We start from the raw sequence: 24,729 nt of genomic DNA on the forward strand, positions 1-24,729 counted from the left end.
TATTTAATACAGGGCTACTATGCCCGATATCCTTCATACAATGACAATAATATTGCCGAATTCGGCTCTTCCCTGGAGTCGTGTTAATGATCATAAAAAAAAGCGGTGGTCGCTGGCAGTTAAGCCTGCTGGCGAGCGTGGTAATCAGTGCCTTTTTTCTCAACACAGCTTACGCCTGGCAACAAGAATATATCGTTGATACGCAACCCGGACATTCCACAGAGCGCTACACCTGGGATAGCGATCATCAACCTGATTACAACGATATTCTGTCGCAACGTATTCAAAGTAGCCAAAGGGCGCTGGGACTGGAAGTCAATCTGGCGGAAGAAACCCCTGTGGATGTGACCAGCAGTATGAGTATGGGCTGGAATTTTCCTTTATATGAACAGGTTACAACCGGCCCGGTCGCGGCATTACATTACGATGGTACAACCACCTCGATGTATAACGAGTTTGGCGACAGTACTACTACACTGACCGATCCGTTATGGCATGCCAGCGTGAGTACCTTAGGCTGGCGTGTTGACTCCCGGCTTGGCGATCTCCGGCCCTGGGCGCAAATCAGCTATAACCAGCAATTTGGCGAGAATATCTGGAAGGCGCAATCAGGCTTAAGCCGGATGACGGCGACAAACCAGAACGGCAACTGGCTGGATGTCACGGTAGGTGCTGATATGTTGCTCAATCAAAATATTGCCGCCTACGCTGCGTTATCTCAGGCAGAAAATACCACGAACAATAATGACTATCTGTATACGATGGGGGTTAGCGCCAGATTTTAACGTTATAGAAACAATTGAAACCCATAAATAACAACTAATGTGGCGATAGTGGGGACTAACTTACTAAATAATAAATTTGGTGAATAATTGTCGAGTCATTCATTCCTGAACTAATGCATTTCATTCCGTTCTGATAGCATTTCATGCCGTTTTTCCCCAGGCATAAAGTGCACTTCGTTATGGTTGTCAGCAGAGATTTTTCCTTTTTATTACTGCAGGAATACTGCCATGACACCTTCAAATTATCAGCGTACTCGCTGGCTGACACTCATTGGTACTATCATTACCCAGTTTGCCCTGGGGTCGGTTTATACCTGGAGTCTGTTTAACGGCGCGCTTTCTGCCAAGCTGGGGGCTCCGGTAAGCCAGGTTGCTTTCTCTTTCGGCTTGTTAAGTCTGGGGCTGGCAATTTCGTCTTCTGTTGCGGGCAAATTGCAAGAACGTTTTGGTGTTAAACGCGTCACTATGGCTTCCGGCATTTTGCTGGGATTAGGTTTCTTCCTGACAGCACATTCCAACAACCTGATGATGCTGTGGTTAAGCGCCGGTGTGTTGGTTGGTCTGGCGGATGGTGCGGGTTACCTGTTGACGCTCTCTAACTGCGTGAAGTGGTTCCCGGAGCGTAAGGGACTCATCTCTGCTTTCGCTATTGGTTCTTATGGACTTGGTAGTCTGGGTTTCAAATTTATCGATACGCAACTGTTGGAAACGGTCGGTCTGGAAAAAACCTTTGTTATTTGGGGCGCGATTGTACTGGTGATGATTATCTTTGGCGCAACGTTAATGAAAGATGCGCCGAAACAGGAAGTGAAAACCAGCAATGGTGTGGTGGAGAAGGATTACACGCTGGCAGAGTCGATGCGTAAACCGCAGTACTGGATGTTAGCAGTTATGTTCCTGACTGCCTGCATGAGTGGCCTGTATGTGATTGGCGTGGCGAAAGATATCGCTCAAAGTCTGGCGCATCTTGATGCAATTTCCGCAGCCAATGCTGTGACGGTTATTTCCATCGCCAACCTTTCTGGTCGTCTGGTGCTGGGCATTCTGTCTGACAAAATCGCCCGTATCCGTGTTATCACCATTGGTCAGGTCATTTCGCTGGTGGGCATGGCGGCCCTGCTGTTTGCACCATTGAATGCAGTGACGTTCTTTGCAGCGATTGCCTGCGTGGCATTTAACTTCGGCGGCACTATCACTGTGTTCCCGTCACTGGTCAGTGAGTTCTTCGGCCTAAATAATCTGGCAAAAAACTACGGTGTGATTTACCTCGGTTTCGGTATCGGCAGCATTTGTGGTTCGATTATCGCTTCACTGTTTGGCGGATTCTATGTGACATTCTACGTGATTTTCGCCCTGCTGATTCTGTCACTGGCGCTTTCTACGACGATTCGCCAGCCAGAGCAGAAAATGTTGCGTGAGGCGCATGGCTCCCTTTAATGACCTGCCGCGAGCTACTGGGCTTTAGCCTTAGTGTGAATCAAACGCTTCAACGCAATGTATAAACAATGACGCGTAAAATTTGGGCCAGTGAACTGGCCCTTTTTACTGCTTTTTGTAACGCTATAGTCTCTTTTCAAACTTGCATTTTTGTAAATTTGTGCTTCATGCACACTCTTTCCCCACACTTTTTCCCTTTGCTGTGGTCTACTTATTCGCGCGTGTAGATTTTACTTATCTGACTACCTCCGCACTTTTCCCCTGCCGGGCCTGAAAAGCCACTAAGCAGGGTGTTATCACCTGTTTGTCCAGGGTTTGTTTGCATGAGATACATCAAATCGATTACACAGCAGAAGCTGAGCTTTTTGCTTGCAATCTATATTGGCCTTTTTATGAATGGCGCGGTTTTTTACCGCCGCTTCGGCAGCTATGCGCACGATTTTACCGTCTGGAAAGGCGTTTCTGCTGTTGTTGAACTGGTCGCTACCGTACTGGTGACCTTCTTTTTACTGCGTCTGCTTTCGCTGTTTGGCCGCCGCAGCTGGCGAATTCTGGCATCGCTGGTGGTGCTCTTTTCTGCAGGTGCCAGCTATTACATGACTTTCCTTAATGTGGTCATAGGTTATGGCATCATCGCATCCGTCATGACCACCGATATCGACCTGTCAAAAGAAGTTGTTGGTCTGAACTTTATTCTCTGGTTAATCGCCGTAAGCGCATTACCTCTTATCCTTATCTGGAATAACCGCTGTCGCTACACCTTGCTCCGACAACTGCGAACCCCAGGGCAACGTATTCGGAGTCTGGCGGTCGTCGTACTGGCAGGTATTATGGTTTGGGCACCGATTCGTTTGCTGGATATCCAGCAGAAGAAAGTGGAGAGGGCGACAGGTGTTGATTTGCCGAGTTATGGTGGCGTTGTCGCGAACTCTTATCTGCCATCAAACTGGCTTTCGGCGTTAGGTCTTTATGCCTGGGCGCGGGTCGATGAATCTTCCGATAACAATTCTCTCCTTAACCCTGCGAAGAAGTTTACGTACCAGGCTCCACAAAACGTTGATGATACATATGTCGTTTTCATTATTGGTGAAACCACGCGCTGGGATCATATGGGCATTTTCGGCTATGAACGCAATACCACACCGAAACTGGCTCAGGAGAAAAATCTGGCGGCGTTTCGTGGCTATTCTTGTGACACGGCGACCAAACTTTCTCTGCGTTGCATGTTTGTGCGTCAGGGTGGAGCAGAAGATAATCCGCAGCGCACATTAAAAGAACAGAACATTTTCGCGGTATTGAAGCAGTTAGGATTCAGTTCTGATCTCTACGCTATGCAAAGCGAAATGTGGTTCTACAGCAATACGATGGCGGACAATATTGCTTATCGTGAGCAGATTGGTGCGGAACCGCGTAACAGCGGCAAGCCGGTAGATGATATGTTGCTGGTAGACGAAATGCAGCAATCGCTGGGGCGTAACCCGGATGGTAAGCATCTGATCATTCTGCATACCAAGGGGTCGCACTTTAACTACACCCAGCGTTACCCGCGCAGCTTTGCGCAGTGGAAGCCAGAATGTATTGGTGTTGATAGCGGCTGTACCAAAGCGCAGATGATCAACTCCTACGACAACTCGGTGACCTATGTGGATCACTTTATTTCCAGCGTGATTGATCAGGTTCGCGATAAGAAAGCGATTGTGTTCTACGCAGCTGACCACGGTGAGTCAATTAATGAACGCGAGCACCTGCACGGCACACCGCGTGAACTGGCACCGCCGGAGCAGTTCCGCGTACCGATGATGGTCTGGATGTCGGATAAATATCTGGAAAATCCAGCCAACGCGCAGGCATTTGCGCAGCTGAAAAAAGAAGCCGACATGAAAGTGCCACGCCGTCACGTAGAGCTGTACGACACCATCATGGGTTGTCTTGGCTATACTTCACCGGACGGTGGTATTAACGAAAACAACAACTGGTGCCACATCCCGCAGGCAAAAGAGGCAGCGGCTAACTAAGAAGCCTGCTGACTTTCTCGCCGATCAAAAGGCATTTTGCTATTAAGGGATTGACGAGGGCGTATCTGCGCAGTAAGATGCGCCCCGCATTCGGTGATTGGCGCAGCCTGGTAGCGCACTTCGTTCGGGACGAAGGGGTCGGAGGTTCGAATCCTCTATCACCGACCAAATTCGAAAAGCCTGCTCAGCGAGCAGGCTTTTTTGCATTTGAAGCCCATGAGGATGAGAACCTCCGGGGGCGGGGAGGTTCGACTCGAGCGAAGCGAGAGAACGTTGCGCCAGCAACGGCCCGCAGGGCGAGCCACGAAGTGGCGAGTAATCCTCTATCACCGACCAATTTAGAAAAACCAGCCTACGGGCTGGTTTTTTGCTTTCTGCGACCTGAAGAGGATAAGAACCTCCGGGGGCAGGGAGGTTCGACTCGAGCAAAGCGAGAGAACGTTGTGGCAGCAACGGCCCGCAGTGGCGAGTAATCCTCTGGCACCGACCAAAACGGCCCCGCATTCATTGTCGGATACAGCGTACCTGTCTTATCCGATCTAAACGGCAACACACCACATATTTCCCTGCCAAATTTGCGCCCCACATCTCACTATCCATTAACGGATTTGTGACAGAATCCATTGTCTTTTTTTATATTTGCTTAAATCTTTTTTTGCGTTACTTATGGCTGGCGCTGGCATTTTCCGCTGTGCGTTTTAGCGTTCATGGTATTAATCGCTCAGATATCCATCTTTTCCTCAGATTTTTTTCATTAAATGCATAAAACTTAATCACCAAATGTTGCTAAATATTAAGCTGATTGTTCTGGTTATGTTGGCGTAGCACAAATTTCTCTGCTGCAAATAGCTGTTTGAAGTTTTTTTAATCTTTGTTTGTGGATTCTCACCGTTGGTGTAAATCACGGTTGGCTGTATTGACGTTTTCACATTCTGTTGACAGATTGTAGGTCACGAGGGGCATTTTATGGAGGATCCGCACTGTTACACTGATGTTAATTAGTACGGCATCCCCACCTCATAACGTTGACCCGACCGGGTAAAAAACAAAAAAGGTCAGGCAGCGACAACCCACTGCAAAGGGTTAAAACAACAAACATCACAATTGGAGCAGAATAATGCGTATTTCCTTGAAAAAGTCAGGGATGCTGAAGCTTGGTCTCAGCCTGGTGGCTATGACCGTCGCAGCAAGTGTTCAGGCTAAAACTCTGGTTTATTGCTCAGAAGGATCTCCGGAAGGGTTTAACCCGCAGCTGTTTACCTCCGGCACCACCTATGACGCCTCTTCCGTACCGCTTTATAACCGCCTGGTTGAATTTAAAATCGGCACCACTGAAGTGATTCCGGGCCTCGCTGAAAAGTGGGAAGTCAGCGAAGACGGTAAAACCTATACCTTCCATCTGCGTAAAGGTGTGAAGTGGCATAACAACAAAGAATTCAAACCGACGCGCGAACTGAATGCCGATGACGTGGTGTTCTCGTTCGATCGTCAGAAAAACGCACAAAACCCGTACCATAAAGTTTCTGGCGGCAGCTACGAATACTTCGAAGGTATGGGCTTGCCGGAGCTGATCAGCGAAGTGAAAAAGGTGGACGACAACACCGTTCAGTTCGTGCTGACTCGCCCGGAAGCGCCGTTCCTTGCTGACCTGGCAATGGACTTCGCCTCTATTCTGTCAAAAGAATATGCTGACGCGATGATGAAAGCCGGTACGCCGGAAAAACTGGACCTCAACCCAATCGGCACCGGCCCGTTCCAGTTACAGCAATATCAAAAAGATTCCCGTATTCGCTACAAAGCGTTTGATGGCTACTGGGGCACCAAACCGCAGATCGATACGCTGGTCTTCTCTATTACTCCTGACGCTTCCGTGCGTTACGCTAAATTGCAGAAGAACGAATGCCAGGTGATGCCGTACCCGAACCCGGCAGACATCGCCCGCATGAAGCAGGATAAATCCATCAACCTGATGGAAATGCCGGGGCTGAACGTCGGCTATCTCTCGTATAACGTGCAGAAAAAACCACTGGATGACGTGAAAGTTCGCCAGGCACTGACCTATGCGGTGAACAAAGACGCGATTATCAAAGCAGTGTATCAGGGCGCGGGCGTATCAGCGAAAAACCTGATCCCACCAACCATGTGGGGCTATAACGACGACGTTCAGGACTACACCTACGATCCTGAAAAAGCGAAAGCCTTGCTGAAAGAAGCGGGCCTGGAAAAAGGCTTCTCCATCGACCTGTGGGCAATGCCGGTACAACGTCCGTATAACCCGAACGCTCGTCGCATGGCAGAGATGATTCAGGCAGACTGGGCGAAAGTCGGCGTACAAGCGAAAATCGTTACCTACGAATGGGGTGAGTACCTCAAGCGTGCAAAAGATGGCGAGCACCAGACGGTAATGATGGGCTGGACTGGCGACAACGGGGATCCGGATAACTTCTTCGCTACCCTGTTCAGCTGCGCTGCCTCTGAACAAGGCTCCAACTACTCAAAATGGTGCTACAAACCGTTTGAAGATCTAATTCAACCGGCGCGTGCTACCGACGACCACAACAAGCGTGTTGAACTGTACAAACAAGCACAGGTCGTGATGCACGATCAGGCTCCGGCACTGATCATCGCTCACTCCACCGTGTTTGAACCGGTACGCAAAGAAGTTAAAGGCTATGTGGTTGATCCATTAGGCAAACATCACTTCGAAAACGTCTCTATCGAATAATTAAAAGCCATACAAGGTTGATGGCAAACGCAAAACTGCCGGATGCGCTCCGCTTATCAGGCCTACGAGAGTTCTGCAATGTATTGAGTTTGCACGATTTTGTAGGTCGGATAAGGCGTTCACGCCGCATCCGGCATGACCAAAGCGTACTTTGTCAACAATCTGCATACCCGGTGGTGCTGTGCCTTTAAGTGCAGCGCCATCCGGCAGCAATACTTAATTCCTTGTCCTATAAGGGCGGGAATTGATTTGTGAGCAATACAGACTCGCAGTTCCAGGCTGCGGGTCACTACAGAGAATCCGGGTTATGTTGCAGTTTATTCTCCGACGTTTGGGACTCGTCATCCCCACGTTTATCGGTATTACCCTTCTCACATTTGCCTTTGTCCACATGATCCCGGGCGATCCGGTGATGATCATGGCGGGTGAACGTGGGATCTCCCCAGAGCGTCACGCACAATTGCTGGCAGAACTCGGCTTGGATAAACCGATGTGGCAGCAGTATCTCCATTACATTTGGGGTGTAATGCACGGTGATTTAGGCATTTCGATGAAAAGCCGCATCCCGGTTTGGGAAGAGTTCGTGCCGCGCTTCCAGGCCACGCTGGAACTTGGCGTCTGCGCGATGATTTTTGCGACCGCGGTCGGTATTCCGGTTGGTGTGCTGGCTGCGGTTAAACGCGGTTCTATTTTCGATCACACGGCGGTTGGTCTGGCGCTGACCGGCTACTCCATGCCGATCTTCTGGTGGGGCATGATGTTGATCATGCTGGTTTCGGTGCACTGGAACCTGACGCCTGTCTCCGGTCGCGTGAGCGACATGGTGTTCCTCGATGATTCTAATCCGTTAACCGGTTTTATGCTGATCGACACCGCCATCTGGGGTGAAGACGGCAACTTTATTGATGCTGTCGCCCATATGATTTTGCCCGCCATTGTGCTGGGTACTATCCCGCTGGCGGTCATTGTACGTATGACGCGCTCCTCGATGCTGGAAGTGCTGGGCGAGGATTACATCCGCACCGCGCGTGCCAAAGGGTTGACCCGCCTTAGGGTGATTATCGTCCATGCGCTGCGTAATGCCATGCTGCCGGTGGTGACCGTTATCGGCCTGCAGGTGGGAACATTGCTGGCAGGCGCGATTCTGACCGAAACCATCTTCTCGTGGCCAGGTCTGGGGCGCTGGTTGATTGACGCGCTGCAACGCCGCGATTATCCGGTAGTGCAGGGAGGTGTATTACTGGTGGCGACGATGATTATCCTCGTCAACCTGCTGGTCGATCTGCTGTACGGCGTGGTGAACCCGCGTATTCGTCATAAGAAGTAAGGGGGCATCATGTCACAGGTTACTGAAAATAAAGTGATTAGCGCACCGGTGCCGATGACCCCGTTACAGGAGTTCTGGCACTATTTTAAACGCAACAAAGGCGCGGTCGTCGGGCTGGTTTACGTCGTCATCGTGTTGTTTATCGCGATCTTTGCCAACTGGATTGCGCCGTATAACCCGGCGGAACAGTTCCGCGATGCACTGCTCGCCCCGCCAGCCTGGCAGGAAGGCGGCAGCATGGCGCACTTGCTTGGCACCGATGACGTAGGCCGTGATGTGCTGTCGCGGCTGATGTACGGCGCGCGCTTGTCGCTGCTGGTTGGCTGTCTGGTAGTTGTGTTATCGCTGATTATGGGCGTTATTCTCGGCCTGATCGCTGGTTACTTTGGCGGTCTGGTCGATAACATCATCATGCGCGTGGTCGATATCATGCTGGCGCTGCCAAGTCTGCTGTTGGCACTGGTGCTGGTGGCGATTTTCGGCCCGTCGATTGGTAACGCCGCGCTGGCGCTAACCTTCGTTGCCTTGCCGCACTATGTGCGCTTAACCCGCGCCGCCGTGCTGGTGGAGGTGAATCGCGATTACGTTACCGCGTCTCGCGTGGCGGGTGCCGGGGCGATGCGCCAGATGTTTATTAACATCTTCCCGAACTGCCTTGCGCCGCTGATTGTTCAGGCGTCGCTCGGTTTCTCTAACGCCATTCTCGATATGGCCGCCCTTGGCTTCCTTGGCATGGGAGCGCAGCCGCCAACGCCGGAGTGGGGCACCATGCTCTCTGACGTGTTGCAGTTCGCGCAAAGCGCCTGGTGGGTCGTGACCTTCCCGGGTCTGGCGATCCTGCTGACGGTGCTGGCATTTAACCTGATGGGTGACGGTCTGCGTGACGCGCTCGATCCCAAACTGAAGCAGTAAGAGGTTCGAGATGGCGTTATTAAATGTAGATAAATTATCGGTGCATTTCGGTGACGAAAGCGCACCGTTCCGCGCCGTAGACCGTATCAGCTACAGCGTGAAACAAGGCGAAGTGGTCGGAATTGTGGGTGAGTCTGGCTCCGGTAAGTCGGTCAGTTCACTGGCGATTATGGGGCTGATTGATTATCCGGGCCGCGTGATGGCAGAAAAGCTGGAGTTTAACGGCCAGGATTTGCAGCGTATCTCGGAAAAAGAGCGCCGCAACCTGGTGGGTGCCGAAGTGGCGATGATCTTTCAGGACCCGATGACCAGCCTCAACCCGTGTTACACCGTAGGTTTCCAGATTATGGAAGCAATTAAGGTACATCAGGGCGGTAATAAGAGCACTCGCCGTCAGCGGGCGATTGACCTGCTGAATCTGGTCGGTATTCCCGATCCGGCATCGCGTCTGGATGTTTACCCGCATCAGCTTTCCGGCGGCATGAGCCAGCGTGTGATGATCGCCATGGCGATTGCCTGTCGGCCAAAACTGCTGATTGCTGATGAGCCGACCACCGCGCTGGACGTGACCATTCAGGCGCAAATCATCGAACTGCTGCTGGAGCTGCAGCAGAAAGAGAACATGGCGCTGGTGTTGATTACCCATGACCTGGCGCTGGTGGCGGAAGCGGCGCATAAAATCATCGTCATGTATGCAGGCCAGGTGGTGGAAACGGGCGATGCCCACGCCATCTTCCATGCACCGCGTCATCCGTATACTCAGGCATTGCTGCGTGCGCTGCCGGAATTTGCCCAGGACAAAGAACGTTTGGCGTCATTGCCTGGCGTCGTTCCTGGCAAATACGACCGTCCGAATGGCTGCCTGCTTAACCCGCGTTGCCCCTATGCCACTGACAGATGCCGTGCTGAAGAACCGGCGCTGAATATGCTCGCTGACGGGCGTCAGTCCAAATGCCATTACCCACTTGATGATGCCGGGAGGCCCACACTATGAGTACGCAAGAGGCCACCCTGCAACAACCGCTGTTGCAGGCGATCGACCTGAAAAAACATTATCCGGTGAAGAAAGGCATGTTCGCGCCGGAACGTCTTGTAAAGGCGCTGGATGGCGTTTCGTTTAATCTTGAACGTGGCAAGACGCTGGCAGTAGTGGGTGAATCTGGCTGCGGTAAATCGACCCTCGGTCGGCTACTGACGATGATCGAAACACCTACCGGCGGCGAACTGTATTACCAGGGGCAGGATCTGCTCAAGCACGATCCGCAGGCGCAGAAGTTGCGTCGGCAGAAAATCCAGATCGTCTTCCAGAATCCCTATGGCTCGCTGAATCCGCGTAAAAAAGTCGGGCAAATTCTCGAAGAGCCCCTGCTGATCAACACCGGTTTAAGCAAAGAACAGCGTCGGGAAAAAGCGTTGTCGATGATGGCGAAAGTCGGCCTGAAAACCGAGCATTACGACCGCTACCCGCATATGTTCTCCGGCGGTCAGCGTCAGCGTATCGCCATTGCCCGTGGTCTGATGCTCGACCCGGATGTGGTGATTGCCGATGAACCGGTTTCCGCGCTGGACGTTTCAGTGCGTGCGCAGGTGCTGAATCTGATGATGGATTTGCAGCAGGAGTTGGGGTTGTCTTATGTCTTTATCTCGCACGACCTGTCGGTGGTGGAGCACATTGCTGATGAAGTGATGGTGATGTACCTGGGCCGCTGCGTGGAGAAGGGAACGAAGGACCAAATCTTCAATAACCCGCGTCATCCGTACACCCAGGCGCTACTCTCCGCGACGCCGCGCCTGAACCCAGACGATCGCCGCGAGCGCATCAAGCTCACCGGTGAACTGCCAAGCCCGCTGAATCCACCGCCGGGCTGCGCGTTTAACGCCCGCTGTCGTCGGCGCTTCGGCCCCTGCACCCAGTTGCAGCCGCAGCTAAAAGACTACGGCGGTCAACTGGTAGCTTGTTTTGCTGTTGATCAGGATGAAAATCCGCAGCGGTAACTCACAAAACCGGGGCCATGCGCTCCGGTTTACTCAATCAGCTTCAACAGTGGCGACAAGCATAACAAAATGCCGTACAGCAGAATCATCCAGGCTTTAAACCCGCGAAGTTTTTCCAGTTGTGAGACTTTATAGATCAGGAAAAATGGAATGAGGCACGACACAATGCCATATAACGGGCTTCCCAACTGAAAGAACACCAGCACCGATACACGAAACGAAACCCAAATCGTCAACGTAATGACGATAAAAGCGCAGATCGCCAGAGTCAGCATGCGTGAGTTAATTTTCTTGGTATCAATAATTCTGCTTAACAGATTGAGAATAATGCCTTTAATGGCCTCGTGGAAACCGAGATAAATGCCAAAGAATGCGGTCAGTACGGCAAAGATATTCAGCACCGTAGAGGTGATATGAATGATATGCCCAGGGATCACCTGCGCGGCCAGTGCCAGTGCCGAGATATTTTGTTCAAAGGCAGAAACGGCTTCTTCGTGGCTAATTGAGAAGGTAAACGAAAAGGCAAAAAACAGGATCACCGCGATGAGCGTGACATAACTAATTCGGTGGGTACGCAGCGCGAGCCGGGTTGCCAGTACTTTATCCGCTTCCCGTTTGCGGTAGGCAATATTCATCGGGTTTAGCACCTGAATAAATACCGCAGAAAAGAAGCAAAAAGGAATAGTAAGCAGGACGTCGCGGAAGAAGACGGTGGCTTGCGGGAAGGCGGTTATATTGGCGAAATTCCAGTGCGGGATCATCGCAAAACCGAAGACGACAATAATCCCTACTTTGACCACCACCATTGGCCCGGAAATCTTAAACAGTAATCGTTCACCACCAGACGCAATTGCCACCAGTACGGCGAAAATGGCGACTTTATAAAGTAGAGATTGTGAAAGATCGGCATTGGTTAAACCGAAGGTTTTCAGGTACGAGGCGCTGTCGAAAACCACGGAGAGAGAGTAGATAAAAATCCCGTGGATAATCATCAAAAAGTAGATAACCCCGAGGAAAATTCCCCAGTTCTTCCCCAGGTAATGACTGATAATATCGGTGTAGTCATTACAGGAATCGCTTTCAGAAAGGGTTTTTAAATAAATGTCCTGCACTACCCAGGTGGCAGGATAAGCAATGATCGCTGCGGTAATAAATACCCAAATTCCCTTCAAGCCAATTTGTACTGGCATCAGCACGGTTCCGGCACCAATCGCCATGCCTATGCATAATAAAACCCAGCCGAAGTCGTAGCGTGTAAACGGCATTTTCTGATCGTGTTTCGGTAGTGTGTTGTGCTGCATAAAGTCCTGTCCAGAAAGAAGTCGGCCTCGCAAAAATGAATAAACCCAGTTTCTCTTGCGCAACAGGTGGAGAAGTCGAATACGCAGTATGTAAAAAATGAGGCAACAGATTCACTGGGGAGGTCGCGAGGAGGCGCAATTCTACAAAATTGCGCATTTCACTACCAGTCTGGAGTCAGCCCGGATATGAACTGCAACTATTGCAAATAAAGAAATTAAGCTGGAAGGCATCACGCAATGAGGAAGATTGCCGGGTGCTGACGGTAAAAAGCAATCGTAAAAGCAGCGGCAAGCCGGAAAGGTTCCGGTGAGGCGCAATGTTGCGGGGGCTTAATCCCTGGTGGCATTGGTTGCTGGAGAGAGAAAACCCCCGCCCGTTGCAGATATTCACCTGACAACATCACGGGGGCTAATCTTGAACCTAGACCACTCAAGAATAGCCGCGAAACGTTGTCATTACAACACAGGCGGCTATATGACGCTCGCAGAACTGGGCATGGCCTTCTGGCATGATTTAGCGGCTCCGGTCATTGCTGGCATTCTTGCCAGCATGATCGTGAACTGGCTGAATAAGCGGAAGTAACGTGTCAGACGGGCGTCAGGCTACCGTAATGGCAATTTGCGCCCGGACCAGGCCGCAGGGATAAAACTCTCCGGCCTTTTTCGTAAGAAAAATGCAACGGTTGCAAGCGGATAATATTCTGCGGAATGCGCAGCACAGAGTGAAGAAGTGATGGATTCCGGAACAGAAAAACAGTCGTAGAATCAGCGGCAAGCCGGAAGGGTTCCGGTGAGGCGCAATGTTGCGGGGGCTTTATCCCTGGTGGCATTGGTTGCTGGAGAGAGAAAACCCCCGCACGTTGCAGGTATGCACCTGACAACACCACGGGGGCCATTCTTGCATCCAAACAATACAAGAATAGCCGCGAAACGTTGTCATTACAACACAGGCGGCTATATGACGCTCGCAGAACTGGGCATGGCCTTCTGGCATGATTTAGCGGCTCCGGTCATTGCTGGCATTCTTGCCAGTCTGATCGTGAACTGGCTGAATAAGCGGAAGTAACGTGTCAGACGGGCGTCAGGCTGCCGTAATGGCAATTTGCGCCCGGACCAGGCCGCAGGGATAAAACTCTGCGGCCTTTTTCGTAAGAAAAATGCAACGGTTGCAAGCGGATAATATTCTGCGGAATGCGCAGCACAGAGTGAAGAAGTGATGGATTCCGGAACAGAAAAACAGTCGTAGAATCAGCGGCAAGCCGGAAGGGTTCCGGTGAGGCGCAATGTTGCGGGGGGCTTTATCCCTGGTGGCATTGGTTGCTGGAGAGAGAAAACCCCCGCACGTTGCAGGTATGCACCTGGCAACACCACGGGGGCCATTCTTGCATCTAGACCATTCAAGAATAGCCGTGAAACGTTGTCATTACAACAGAGGCGGCTATATGACGCTCGCAGAGCTGGGCATGGCCTTCTGGCATGATTTAGCGGCTCCGGTCATTGCTGGCATTCTTGCCAGTCTGATCGTGAACTGGCTGAACAAGCGGAAGTAACGTGTCAGACGGGCGTCAGGCTGCCGTAATGGCAATTTGCGCCCGGATCAGGCCGCAGGGATAAAACTCTGCGGCCTTTTTCGTAAGAAAAATGCAACGGTTGCAAGCGGATAATATTCTGCGGAATGCGCAGCACAGAGTGAAGAAGTGACGGATTCCGGAACAGAAAAACAGTCGTAGAATCAGCGGCAAGCCGGAAGGGTTCCGGTGAGGCGCAATGTTGCGGGGGCTTTATCCCTGGTGGCATTGGTTGCTGGAGAGAGAAAACCCCCGCATATTGCAGGTATGCACCTGACAACATCACGGGGGCCATTCTTGAACCTACACAACTCAAGAGTAGCCGCGAAACGTTGTCATTACAACACTGGCGGCTATATGACGCTCGCAGAGCTGGGCATGGCCTTCTGGCACGATTTAGCGGCTCCGGTCATTGCTGGCATTCTTGCCAGTCTGATCGTGAACTGGCTGAACAAGCGGAAGTAACGTGTCGGACGAGCGTCAGGCTGCCGTAATGGCAATTTGCGCCCGGACCAGGCCGCAGGGATAAAACTCTGCGGCCTTTTTCGTAAGAAAAATGCAACGGTTGCAAGCGGATAATATTCTGCGGAATGCGCAGCACAGAGTGAAGAAGTGATGGATTCCGGAACAGAAAAACAGTCGTAGAATCAGCGGCAAGCCGGAAGGGTTCCGGTGAGGCGCAATGTTGCGGGGGCTTAATCCCTGGTGGCATTGGTTGCTGGAGAGAGAAAACCCCCGCACGTTGCAGGTATGCACCTGACAACATCACGGGGGCTAATCTTGAACCCAAACAACTCAAGAATAGCCGCGAAACGTTGTCATTACAACAGAGGCGGCTATATGACGCTCGCAGAACTGGGCATGGCCTTCTGGCATGATTTAGCGGCTCCGGTCATTGCTGGCATTCTTGCCAGTCTGATCGTGAACTCGCTGAATAAGCGGAAGTAACGTGTCATGCGGGCGTCAGGCTGCCGTAATGGCAATTTGCGCCCGGATCAGGCCGCAGGGGTGAAACTCTGCGGCCTTTTTCGTTCTTATTGCGGGTAAGGCACCCAGTCGCCGCCGTTCAGGCGAACGTACGGTTTATCCTGGTATTGAATAACTACTGCATTTGAGTTCTCGGAGACCGGTGCTGTTTGTGGCAACCCACTGGTGAGTTTTTTCCAGTCAACATTGTCTTCGGTGAAAATCTTACCATCAAGAACGCGAACCACCAGATCGGAGATAGCCAGGAAGCTGCTCGGTTGGTCGATGACAATCGGTGCCCCCTGATGTGGTGCCTTCATGCCGAAGAATTTCACCCCAACGGGGACGTCTGTGATAGACGGGCTAGGGATATCACGTAGGCCAGATACCTGCATTCTGTCGCCCTTCAGCGCGCCACCGTGTTCCGGCACCACTACCACCATCACTTTACGACCCGATTTCTCCAGTTCAGTAAAGAAGGCGTCCAGCTCATCAAAGAATTTCTGCGCTCGCGCTTTGTAATCCGCTGTTTTGCTGACGCCCGGATAATGGTTGCCGTCATGCAGTGGAAGCGTGTTATAGAACGTGGCACTACGGCTGTTTTTATCTTTTTCGGTAACGTCCAGCCAGCGGTTAAGCACGGCGGTATCGTCATAAACCGGCGAACCATCAAAGCCCAGCAAAATAACCGGCAGATTTGTTTGATCCATCAATTCGGTCTGCATGCCGCCATTTTCGCGAACTTCTTTCAAAAAACCGCCGAACTGGCCGTTATGTCCCATCATCAGGTGCTGGGTAAAGCCCAGTTTCGACAGGTTATCAAACAGATAGCAGTCGTTATTTGCCGGTTGATACAGATTAGTGTGCGAAGTCTGCCCGCAGCTGGCGCGCAGTAAACGGATCGCCGCCGGGCCACTGTAGGAGGTGGCGGAGTTAAAGTTCTTGAACTCAATATCGAAATGCGACCACAGCGGATGCGACATCAACCCGGCGGCTTCAATATCCGACCAGGAAAGCGAACAGATATTAATCACCAGTAGTTCAAATGGCTGAGCATCAGCGGGCAGCGAAGACGGGAAGGTCGATTTACGTTTCGCCTCCGCGTTATAGAAATTATTCAGCCAGGCGTTAAGGTTCGCCGTTGTTGGCGGTGCAGTTTGTGCGGGCATATCACCCACTACCGGTGCGCCACCCGTCGCCGCAACGGTTGCCGCTGCGTTACCACCCGTCGTTGTTACAGTGGTCGTCGGTTGACCGGCAGGCCACAAGGAGAAACTTGGTCCCGCCAGGGTAAGTACGTTCAGCCATAGCAGAATGGCAACCACAAAAACGGTAATGCGAATCCATTGTGACAGGAATAACCAGGCCACTAATAAAACAAAAATGGCCCCAATCATCTGCCAGTTAATAAAGCGTGTGACAAGGTCGATTAAATAATCGGTACTGAACCCCGCCACCTGCGAACCCTGGCTCATTATGCTTTCCGGGCCAGGCAACCAGGTGTCATGCCAGAACAAAGCAAAGCCGATCGGCAGGGCAATCCAGTGGCGTAAGCGATGCAGGCTGTAGCGCGGAATGGGCATCAGCAGAAACGCGGCAAACACCAGATTGAGGAGCGGATGGAAGTTAAGATATCCCGCCCACAACAGGCCGAACTTAACCAGAAAATAGAAGTTCCAGCCGGAAAGGCCGCGCCAGTATTGCCAGAGGGAAGAAGGCATGGCGGTATTTTGCGTAAATTGAGTCATTTTTTGGTTGCCCTGGCTTTTTCCGTGCGGCGTAACGTCCCGGCCGGTTTAACATAACGAGGTTTAGCAAAGAACAAACGTAAGGTGTCGCGAATGCGTCGCAAAGAGTGCCGCGCCAGATAGCCCAGCGGGAAAAATATCAGTGCGCAAACGACAATAATTTCAATGATATCGCTGATGGTCATCATGATGAGCGCTCCACAGCATCATCTAACAGTCGCATTGGTTCTGGTATTCTTCGCCAGTGGCGACCATCGTGCTCGGCATTGATGACCGGTTTAGAACTTTGCGTTAAAGGCAGCGGCATGCCCCATTGTTCTGGGGCAAGCAGGCGCATCTGCACCAGCTCGGCACTGATTTGATCATCTTCAAACCAGACCATACGGTTTGAGAAAATGTCGCCAGTCGGCAATGGGAAAATATGATTCAACGCGGTATCCAGATCGTTAATCCGACAGAATGAGAGAAACAGCACCAGCCGATTACCGCCAATGGTCATGATATCGCCGGTACGGTTAGGGCGACACAGCGTCAGGGCTTGCTCAACGCGGATACCCGGTACCGGACGTAGGGCAACCAGAACGCCTTTACCATGTGCAGGCAAGAGAGGGTTATTCATCATATTGTTAACGGCATTACAGAACACATCCCACTTCTGGAAACCACGTAGTTTGAGCGGCTGGGTCATTGACAGCAAGGTAGTGATATCTTCCGGCACATAGCGACTAAACTTCTGCCCTTGCACGCTTTCGATCATCGTCAGACAGCGGGAGAGTGGCGCATTCCACGGGATAACCATATTTGCACCGCAGGCCAATAACAAACGTTCATCGGTGGCGCGCAGGCTTGCGGTATTTTCCCGTACGAGGATTTTCATCGCACTACCGCGCTGGCGACGCAGAGTATGAATGCTGCGGGCCAGTGGCTCGATTTGCGCATTTTGCTGTAAAGAAAAGACCACCGTCGCCGCCTGAGCGGTACGGGCTTCATTGAACAGAACTTCGTTATTGTTGAACAGTTGCCAGTGTTCCGATAGCGGCGGCGCACCTTCCAGTACAGCAACATTACTCAGAATGCGTTTTTCGTCGCTGCGTGGTTGGATCTCCGCCTCTTCGCTTTGAACTAATGTCCAGATACCATTTTGTTGCTGAACGCTAAGCTGCTGACGGGCGCTGACCCCTTTTTCGTTGCACCAGAAGGCAATATCCAGCAAATGTTGGTCGCCCTGAAAACGCAAACTGGCAAGACCAAAAAGTGAACGGTATTCCTCAAGCAACAATGAAAATTGTTTATCGTTATTATTTCCGGGATTAATTACCAAAAGCGAACAATGGTTTAACCTGCTCCATTTATTCATTTTATCCAACCATGAGCGAAGCCGCTCGGCAGGAATGTTTTGCCATGCGTTATTTGCGCAAACAAGAATAAAAAGGTAATTATTGGGATCAATAGAACACTGCAAATCACGGGCCAAATAGTATAGACCTTTTTCATGATTTAGCATTGAAAATAATTTTATTTTTTCCGGCCCTTGAGAATCATCTAATTGAAAGATTTTCGCCGGATCGCTGTCCATGCTAATGACCGCGACGTGTGCGGTTTCAGCCTGGGATGCAATTGTTTGATTCGCCAGACTGATAGCATCTTCATGGCGATCGACGTTAAACCACCAGACGCCGCCTGCTGGCATATGTCGCAGCTCATCCCATAATGATGAGATACCGATAGAGAATACAGGGTCCACAATGTCCCTCATGTCATCATTTTGTCTGATTATCAGTTTACTAGCGAAAGCTAAGAAATAAACCTACCATTGAAATTAAAACTTATCAGATTTAGCATGTGAATCAATTTAGCAGGTCACAAGACGTGTGATTTTAGTCTTTTCGTTTTTAACTTTTTTTGTTGCGTAACGGAAAGTCAAAAAGTGAGCAAATTCCCGTCTCGCCGTAAACAATAAACCGGCGAAATGCTCACGGTTAGAATTGTCTCATGAACGGTACGGTTATTTCATAGGGATCAAGCAAATGAATAACAATGAACCAGATACTCTGCCTGATCCCGCGATAGGCTATATCTTCCAGAATGATATTTTGGCGTTAAAGCAGGCATTTTCACTGCCTGATATTGATTATGCCGATATTTCCCAACGCGAACAGTTGGCCGCGGCATTAAAACGCTGGCCGTTGCTGGCAGAGTTTGCGCAACAAAAGTAGGGGATTGGTGAATGGCCGTACTGGGATTGCAGGGGGTGCGGGGAGGCGTGGGGACAACAACCATCACCGCCGCATTAGCCTGGTCATTACAAATGTTGGGAGAAAATGTCCTGGTGGTCGATGCCTGCCCGGACAATTTGTTGCGCCTGTCATTTAACGTTGATTTTACCCACCGTCAGGGCTGGGCCAGAGCCATGCTGGACGGTCAGGACTGGCGTGACGCCGGGTTGCGCTATACCTCGCAACTCGATTTGCTGCCTTTTGGTCAGTTATCCATTGAAGAACAAGAAAATCCACAGCACTGGCAAACCCGGCTGAGCGATATTTGCTCCGGCTTACAGCAACTAAAAGCCAGCGGGCGTTACCAGTGGATTTTAATCGACTTACCGCGTGATGCCTCACAGATAACCCACCAGTTGCTGAGTTTGTGCGATCACTCGCTGGCAATCGTCAACGTCGATGCCAACTGCCATATCCGACTGCATCAGCAGGCGCTGCCGGATGGCGCGCATATTTTGATTAATGACTTCCGTATCGGCAGTCAGGTTCAGGACGATATTTACCAGCTTTGGTTGCAAAGCCAGCGCCGATTACTGCCAATGCTCATTCATCGTGATGAAGCGATGGCTCAATGCCTGGCGGCTAAGCAACCAGTCGGTGAATACCGCAGTGATGCGCTGGCGGCTGAAGAGATACTGACGCTGGCTAACTGGTGCCTGTTGAACTATTCCGGGCTGAAAACGCCAGTCGGGAGTGCATCATGAGTATCCTGACCCGGTGGTTGCTTATCCCGCCGGTCAACGCGCGGCTTATCGGGCGTTATCGCGATTATCGTCGTCACGGCGCGTCGGCTTTCAGCGCGACGCTCGGCTGTTTTTGGTTGATCCTGGCCTGGATTTTTATTCCGCTGGAGCACCCGCGCTGGCAGCGTATTCGCGCAGAACATAAAAACCTGTATCCGCATATCAACGCCTCGCGTCCGCGTCCGCTGGACCCGGTCCGTTATCTCATTCAAACATGCTGGTTACTGATCGGTACATCGCGCAAAGAAACGCCGAAAACGCGTAGGCGGACATTTTCAGGTCTGCAGAATATTCGTGGACGTTACCATCAATGGATGAACGAGCTGCCTGAGCGCGTTAGCCATAAAACACAGCATCTCGATGAGAAAAAAGAACTCGGCCATTTGAGCGCCGGGGCGCGGCGGTTGATCCTCGGTATCATCGTCACCTTCTCGCTGATTCTGGCGTTAATCTGCGTTACCCAGCCGTTTAACCCGCTGGCGCAGTTTATTTTCCTGATGCTGCTGTGGGGGGTAGCGCTGATCGTACGGCGGATGCCGGGGCGCTTCTCGGCGCTAATGTTGATTGTGCTGTCGCTGACCGTTTCTTGCCGTTATATCTGGTGGCGCTACACCTCTACGCTGAACTGGGACGATCCGGTCAGCCTGGTGTGCGGGCTTATTCTGCTGTTCGCCGAAACGTACGCGTGGATTGTGCTGGTGCTCGGCTACTTCCAGGTGGTATGGCCGCTGAATCGTCAGCCGGTGCCATTGCCGAAAGATATGTCGCTGTGGCCGTCGGTGGATATCTTTGTCCCGACTTACAACGAAGATCTCAACGTGGTGAAAAATACGATTTACGCCTCGCTGGGTATCGACTGGCCGAAAGACAAGCTGAACATCTGGATCCTCGATGACGGCGGCAGGGAAGAGTTTCGCCAGTTTGCACAAAACGTGGGGGTGAAATATATCGCCCGTACCACTCATGAACATGCGAAAGCAGGCAACATCAACAATGCGCTGAAATATGCCAAAGGCGAGTTCGTGTCGATTTTCGACTGCGACCACGTGCCGACGCGCTCATTCCTGCAAATGACCATGGGCTGGTTCCTGAAAGAAAAACAGTTGGCGATGATGCAGACGCCGCACCACTTCTTCTCACCGGATCCGTTTGAACGCAACCTCGGGCGTTTTCGTAAAACGCCAAACGAAGGCACGTTGTTTTATGGTCTGGTGCAGGACGGCAATGATATGTGGGATGCCACTTTCTTCTGCGGTTCCTGTGCGGTGATTCGCCGTAAGCCGCTGGATGAGATTGGCGGTATTGCCGTCGAAACGGTAACCGAAGATGCGCATACTTCTCTGCGTTTGCACCGTCGTGGCTACACCTCTGCATATATGCGTATTCCGCAGGCGGCGGGGCTGGCGACCGAAAGTCTGTCGGCGCATATCGGTCAGCGTATTCGCTGGGCGCGCGGGATGGTGCAAATCTTCCGTCTCGATAACCCGCTCACCGGTAAAGGGCTGAAGTATGCTCAGCGGCTGTGCTACGTCAACGCCATGTTCCATTTCTTGTCGGGCATTCCAAGACTGATCTTCCTGACTGCGCCGCTGGCGTTCCTGCTGCTGCATGCCTACATCATCTATGCGCCAGCGTTGATGATTGCCCTGTTCGTGCTGCCGCATATGATTCATGCCAGCCTGACCAACTCGAAGATCCAGGGCAAATATCGCCACTCTTTCTGGAGTGAAATCTACGAAACGGTGCTGGCGTGGTATATCGCACCACCGACGCTGGTGGCGCTGATTAACCCGCACAAAGGCAAATTTAACGTCACCGCCAAAGGTGGACTGGTGGAAGAAGAGTACGTCGACTGGGTGATCTCACGGCCCTACATTTTCCTGGTATTGCTCAACCTGGTCGGTATTGCGGTCGGTATCTGGCGTTACTTCTACGGCCCGCCAACCGAGATGCTCACTGTCATCGTCAGTATGGTGTGGGTGTTCTACAACCTGATTATTCTCGGTGGTGCGGTAGCGGTATCGGTAGAAAGCAAACAGGTTCGCCGATCGCACCGCGTGGAGATGACGATGCCCGCGGCAATTGCCCGCGAAGATGGTCACCTCTTCTCGTGTACCGTTCAGGATTTCTCCGACGGTGGTTTGGGGATCAAGATCAACGGTCAGGCGCAGATTCTGGAAGGGCAGAAAGTGAATCTGTTGCTTAAACGTGGTCAGCAGGAATACGTCTTCCCGACCCAGGTGGCGCGCGTGATGGGTAATGAAGTTGGGCTGAAATTAATGCCGCTCACCACCCAGCAACATATCGATTTTGTACAGTGTACGTTTGCCCGTGCGGATACATGGGCGCTCTGGCAGGACAGCTATCCGGAAGATAAGCCGCTGGAAAGTCTGCTGGATATTCTGAAGCTCGGCTTCCGTGGCTACCGCCATCTGGCGGAGTTTGCGCCTTCTTCGGTGACGGGCATATTCCGTGTGCTGACTTCTCTGGTTTCCTGGGTTGTATCGTTTATTCCGCGCCGCCCGGAGCGGAGCGAAACGGCACAACCATCGGATCAGGCTTTGGCTCAACAATGATGATAACGCGATGAAAAGAAAACTATTCTGGATTTGTGCAGTGGCTATGGGGATGAGTGCGTTCCCCTCTTTCATGACGCAGGCGACGCCAGCAACGCAACCACTGATCAATGCTGAGCCAGCTGTAGCCGCCCAGACGGAACAAAATCCGCAGGTGGGGCAAGTGATGCCGGGCGTGCAGGGCGCTGATGCCCCCATCGTGGCGCAGAACGGTCCTTCGCGTGATGTGAAGCTGACCTTTGCGCAAATTGCGCCACCGCCGGGCAGCATGGTGCTACGTGGCATTAACCCGAACGGCAGCATTGAGTTTGGTATGCGCAGCGATGAAGTGGTGACGAAGGCGATGCTCAACCTCGAATACACGCCATCGCCATCGTTACTGCCTGTCCAGTCGCAGTTAAAGGTTTATCTCAATGATGAACTGATGGGCGTGCTGCCAGTGACCAAAGAACAGTTGGGTAAAAAAACGCTGGCACAAATGCCAATTAACCCACTGTTTATTACCGACTTCAACCGTGTGCGGCTGGAGTTTGTCGGTCATTATCAGGACGTGTGCGAAAACCCGGCCAGCACCACGCTTTGGCTGGATGTTGGGCGGAGCAGTGGACTGGATCTGACCTATCAGACCCTGAATGTGAAGAATGATCTGTCACACTTCCCGGTACCATTCTTTGACCCGCGTGATAACCGCACCAACACCTTGCCGATGGTCTTTGCGGGTGTGCCGGATGTTGGGCTGCAACAAGCATCTGCCATTGTCGCCTCGTGGTTTGGTTCGCGTTCTGGCTGGCGTGGGCAGAACTTCCCGGTGCTCTATAACCAACTGCCGGATCGCAATGCCATCGTTTTTGCCACTAATGACAAACGCCCGGACTTCCTGCGCGATCATCCGGCGGTAAAAGCCCCGGTGATTGAGATGATCAACCATCCACAGAATCCTTACGTCAAACTGCTGGTGGTCTTTGGTCGTGACGACAAAGACCTGTTGCAGGCAGCGAAAGGTATCGCTCAGGGTAACATTCTGTTCCGTGGTGAAAGCGTGGTAGTGAATGAAGTGAAACCGCTGCTACCGCGTAAGCCGTACGATGCGCCGAACTGGGTGCGTACCGATCGTCCGGTCACCTTTGGTGAACTGAAAACCTATGAAGAACAGTTACAATCCAGCGGTCTTGAGCCAGCAGCGATTAACGTTTCGCTAAACCTGCCGCCGGATCTCTACCTGATGCGCAGTACCGGCATTGATATGGATATCAACTATCGCTACACCATGCCGCCGGTGAAAGACAGTTCGCGGATGGATATCAGCCTGAATAACCAGTTCCTGCAATCCTTCAACCTGAGCAGTAAACAGGAGGCGAACCGCCTGCTGCTGCGTATTCCGGTATTACAAGGCTTGCTGGATGGCAAAACGGATGTCTCTATTCCGGCGCTGAAACTGGGCGCGACCAACCAGTTGCGGTTCGACTTTGAGTATATGAACCCGATGCCGGGCGGTTCGGTGGATAACTGTATTACCTTCCAGCCGGTGCAGAATCATGTGGTGATTGGTGACGACTCCACCATCGACTTCTCGAAGTATTACCACTTCATCCCGATGCCGGATCTACGCGCCTTTGCTAACGCGGGCTTCCCGTTCAGCCGGATGGCGGATCTGTCACAAACCATCACCGTGATGCCGAAAGCGCCTAACGAAGCACAGATGGAAACCTTGCTGAATACCGTTGGCTTTATCGGTGCGCAGACGGGCTTCCCGGCGATTAACTTGACGGTGACCGATGATGGCAGCACCATTCAGGGCAAAGATGCCGACATCATGATCATCGGTGGTATCCCGGACAAACTGAAAGACGACAAGCAGATCGACCTGTTGGTGCAGGCGACCGAAAGCTGGGTGAAAACGCCGATGCGCCAGACCCCGTTCCCCGGCATTGTGCCGGACGAGAGCGATCGCGCGGCAGAAACTCAATCAACGCTGACCTCTTCCGGTGCGATGGCAGCGGTGATTGGCTTCCAGTCGCCGTATAACGACCAGCGTAGCGTGATTGCGCTGCTGGCAGATAGCCCACGCGGTTATGAAATGCTTAACGATGCGGTGAACGATAGCGGCAAACGCGCCACCATGTTCGGCTCGGTCGCGGTGATCCGCGAGTCCGGTATCAATAGCCTGCGTGTTGGCGACGTCTATTACGTTGGCCATCTGCCGTGGTTCGAACGCTTATGGTATGCGCTGGCAAACCACCCGATTCTGCTGGCGGTGCTGGCGGCAATCAGCGTCGTGCTGCTGGCCTGGGTACTGTGGCGTTTGCTGCGTATTATCAGCCGTCGTCGTCTTAACCCGGATAACGAGTAATTGAA

21 protein-coding genes, 1 tRNA gene and 2 other RNA genes are annotated in these 24,729 nt (G+C 51.9%); 20 read left to right on the top strand and 4 right to left on the bottom strand.

Annotation, left to right across the window (positions count from 1 at the left end; all coding sequences use genetic code 11):
* Positions 1-86: 86 nt before the first annotated feature.
* From yhjY to dppF, 11 genes are all read left to right on the top strand, one after another.
* A complete protein-coding gene (gene yhjY / locus AABJ99_RS00905) occupies positions 87-785 on the top strand; it encodes an autotransporter outer membrane beta-barrel domain-containing protein (protein WP_000584470.1) in 699 nt (232 codons plus the stop codon).
* A 228-nt stretch (positions 786-1,013) separates the two neighbouring features.
* Positions 1,014-2,222, top strand: coding sequence for an L-lactate MFS transporter (gene yhjX, locus AABJ99_RS00910; RefSeq protein WP_032185395.1), 1,209 nt, complete (start codon positions 1,014-1,016; stop codon positions 2,220-2,222).
* 323 nt (positions 2,223-2,545) lie between these two features.
* Entirely contained in the window at positions 2,546-4,237 is a 1,692-nt protein-coding gene (eptB, locus tag AABJ99_RS00915; RefSeq protein ID WP_338387477.1) for a kdo(2)-lipid A phosphoethanolamine 7''-transferase, read from the top strand.
* A gap of 91 nt (positions 4,238-4,328) precedes the next feature.
* Positions 4,329-4,405 (top strand) — tRNA-Pro (locus AABJ99_RS00920).
* A 34-nt stretch (positions 4,406-4,439) separates the two neighbouring features.
* A non-coding RNA gene (locus AABJ99_RS00925) (RtT sRNA) lies at positions 4,440-4,573 on the top strand.
* 33 nt (positions 4,574-4,606) lie between these two features.
* Positions 4,607-4,727, top strand: a non-coding RNA gene (locus tag AABJ99_RS00930) — RtT sRNA.
* A gap of 627 nt (positions 4,728-5,354) precedes the next feature.
* The gene (dppA, locus tag AABJ99_RS00935; protein ID WP_001222892.1) at positions 5,355-6,962 is read left to right on the top strand and encodes a dipeptide ABC transporter substrate-binding protein DppA; all 1,608 of its coding nucleotides are present in this window, start codon (positions 5,355-5,357) and stop codon (positions 6,960-6,962) included.
* A 307-nt stretch (positions 6,963-7,269) separates the two neighbouring features.
* Positions 7,270-8,289, top strand: coding sequence for a dipeptide ABC transporter permease DppB (gene dppB / locus AABJ99_RS00940; RefSeq protein ID WP_000938853.1), 1,020 nt, complete (start codon positions 7,270-7,272; stop codon positions 8,287-8,289).
* Positions 8,290-8,298: 9 nt separating this feature from the next.
* Positions 8,299-9,201: a dipeptide ABC transporter permease DppC gene (dppC, locus tag AABJ99_RS00945; protein WP_000084677.1), complete on the top strand. Its 903-nt coding sequence runs from the start codon at positions 8,299-8,301 to the stop codon at positions 9,199-9,201.
* A 10-nt stretch (positions 9,202-9,211) separates the two neighbouring features.
* The gene (gene dppD / locus AABJ99_RS00950; protein ID WP_001196478.1) at positions 9,212-10,195 is read left to right on the top strand and encodes a dipeptide ABC transporter ATP-binding protein; all 984 of its coding nucleotides are present in this window, start codon (positions 9,212-9,214) and stop codon (positions 10,193-10,195) included.
* Positions 10,192-11,196: a dipeptide ABC transporter ATP-binding subunit DppF gene (gene dppF, locus AABJ99_RS00955; protein WP_000107013.1), complete on the top strand. Its 1,005-nt coding sequence runs from the start codon at positions 10,192-10,194 to the stop codon at positions 11,194-11,196. The genes dppD and dppF overlap by 4 nt, the downstream gene beginning before the upstream one ends.
* A 29-nt stretch (positions 11,197-11,225) precedes the next feature.
* On the opposite strand, the gene yhjV is transcribed toward dppF, so the two are convergent.
* Positions 11,226-12,497 (bottom strand): aromatic amino acid transport family protein, encoded by a 1,272-nt coding sequence (yhjV, locus tag AABJ99_RS00960; RefSeq protein WP_039020910.1) that lies wholly within the window; start codon positions 12,495-12,497, stop codon positions 11,226-11,228.
* Between the two features lie 475 nt (positions 12,498-12,972).
* Here yhjV and AABJ99_RS00965 point away from each other — a divergent pair, with 475 nt between their 5' ends.
* From AABJ99_RS00965 to AABJ99_RS00985, 5 genes are all read left to right on the top strand, one after another.
* The gene (locus AABJ99_RS00965; RefSeq protein WP_001295224.1) at positions 12,973-13,080 is read left to right on the top strand and encodes a type I toxin-antitoxin system toxin Ldr family protein; all 108 of its coding nucleotides are present in this window, start codon (positions 12,973-12,975) and stop codon (positions 13,078-13,080) included.
* Positions 13,081-13,455: 375 nt separating this feature from the next.
* Positions 13,456-13,563: a type I toxin-antitoxin system toxin Ldr family protein gene (locus tag AABJ99_RS00970; RefSeq protein WP_000170738.1), complete on the top strand. Its 108-nt coding sequence runs from the start codon at positions 13,456-13,458 to the stop codon at positions 13,561-13,563.
* Positions 13,564-13,939: 376 nt separating this feature from the next.
* Positions 13,940-14,047 (top strand): type I toxin-antitoxin system toxin Ldr family protein, encoded by a 108-nt coding sequence (locus AABJ99_RS00975; RefSeq protein ID WP_000170738.1) that lies wholly within the window; start codon positions 13,940-13,942, stop codon positions 14,045-14,047.
* 375 nt (positions 14,048-14,422) lie between these two features.
* Entirely contained in the window at positions 14,423-14,530 is a 108-nt protein-coding gene (locus AABJ99_RS00980) for a type I toxin-antitoxin system toxin Ldr family protein (protein ID WP_000170738.1), read from the top strand.
* Between the two features lie 375 nt (positions 14,531-14,905).
* Positions 14,906-15,013 (top strand): type I toxin-antitoxin system toxin Ldr family protein, encoded by a 108-nt coding sequence (locus tag AABJ99_RS00985; RefSeq protein ID WP_000170736.1) that lies wholly within the window; start codon positions 14,906-14,908, stop codon positions 15,011-15,013.
* 86 nt (positions 15,014-15,099) lie between these two features.
* Here the strand turns inward: AABJ99_RS00985 and bcsG are convergent, their stop codons facing one another.
* Genes bcsG through bcsE form a run of 3 tightly spaced genes read right to left on the bottom strand, consistent with a single transcriptional unit; the run spans position 15,100 to position 18,535 of the window.
* Positions 15,100-16,779, bottom strand: coding sequence for a cellulose biosynthesis protein BcsG (bcsG, locus tag AABJ99_RS00990; RefSeq protein ID WP_000191596.1), 1,680 nt, complete (start codon positions 16,777-16,779; stop codon positions 15,100-15,102).
* Positions 16,776-16,967, bottom strand: coding sequence for a cellulose biosynthesis protein BcsF (gene bcsF, locus AABJ99_RS00995; RefSeq protein WP_000988308.1), 192 nt, complete (start codon positions 16,965-16,967; stop codon positions 16,776-16,778). The genes bcsG and bcsF overlap by 4 nt, the downstream gene beginning before the upstream one ends.
* Positions 16,964-18,535, bottom strand: a complete 1,572-nt coding sequence (gene bcsE, locus AABJ99_RS01000; protein ID WP_001204923.1) for a cellulose biosynthesis c-di-GMP-binding protein BcsE — start codon at positions 18,533-18,535, stop codon at positions 16,964-16,966. Before bcsE ends, bcsF begins: the two co-directional genes overlap by 4 nt.
* A 271-nt stretch (positions 18,536-18,806) precedes the next feature.
* On the opposite strand from bcsE, the gene bcsR reads away from it, so the two are divergent.
* The 4 genes from bcsR to bcsB are packed head-to-tail and all read left to right on the top strand — an operon-like array spanning position 18,807 to position 24,724.
* Positions 18,807-18,995, top strand: coding sequence for a cellulose biosynthesis protein BcsR (bcsR, locus tag AABJ99_RS01005; protein ID WP_001063314.1), 189 nt, complete (start codon positions 18,807-18,809; stop codon positions 18,993-18,995).
* Positions 18,996-19,006: 11 nt separating this feature from the next.
* Positions 19,007-19,759 (top strand): cellulose biosynthesis protein BcsQ, encoded by a 753-nt coding sequence (gene bcsQ, locus AABJ99_RS01010; protein WP_000279529.1) that lies wholly within the window; start codon positions 19,007-19,009, stop codon positions 19,757-19,759.
* On the top strand, positions 19,756-22,374 hold the full coding sequence (gene bcsA, locus AABJ99_RS01015; RefSeq protein WP_039021890.1) for a UDP-forming cellulose synthase catalytic subunit: 2,619 nt from the start codon (positions 19,756-19,758) through the stop codon (positions 22,372-22,374). Before bcsQ ends, bcsA begins: the two co-directional genes overlap by 4 nt.
* 10 nt (positions 22,375-22,384) lie before the next feature.
* Positions 22,385-24,724 (top strand): cellulose biosynthesis cyclic di-GMP-binding regulatory protein BcsB, encoded by a 2,340-nt coding sequence (gene bcsB / locus AABJ99_RS01020; protein WP_039021889.1) that lies wholly within the window; start codon positions 22,385-22,387, stop codon positions 24,722-24,724.
* Positions 24,725-24,729 lie beyond the last annotated feature (5 nt).

Source organism: Escherichia coli (assembly GCF_036503815.1).
Classification (GTDB): Bacteria; Pseudomonadota; Gammaproteobacteria; order Enterobacterales; family Enterobacteriaceae; genus Escherichia; species Escherichia coli_F.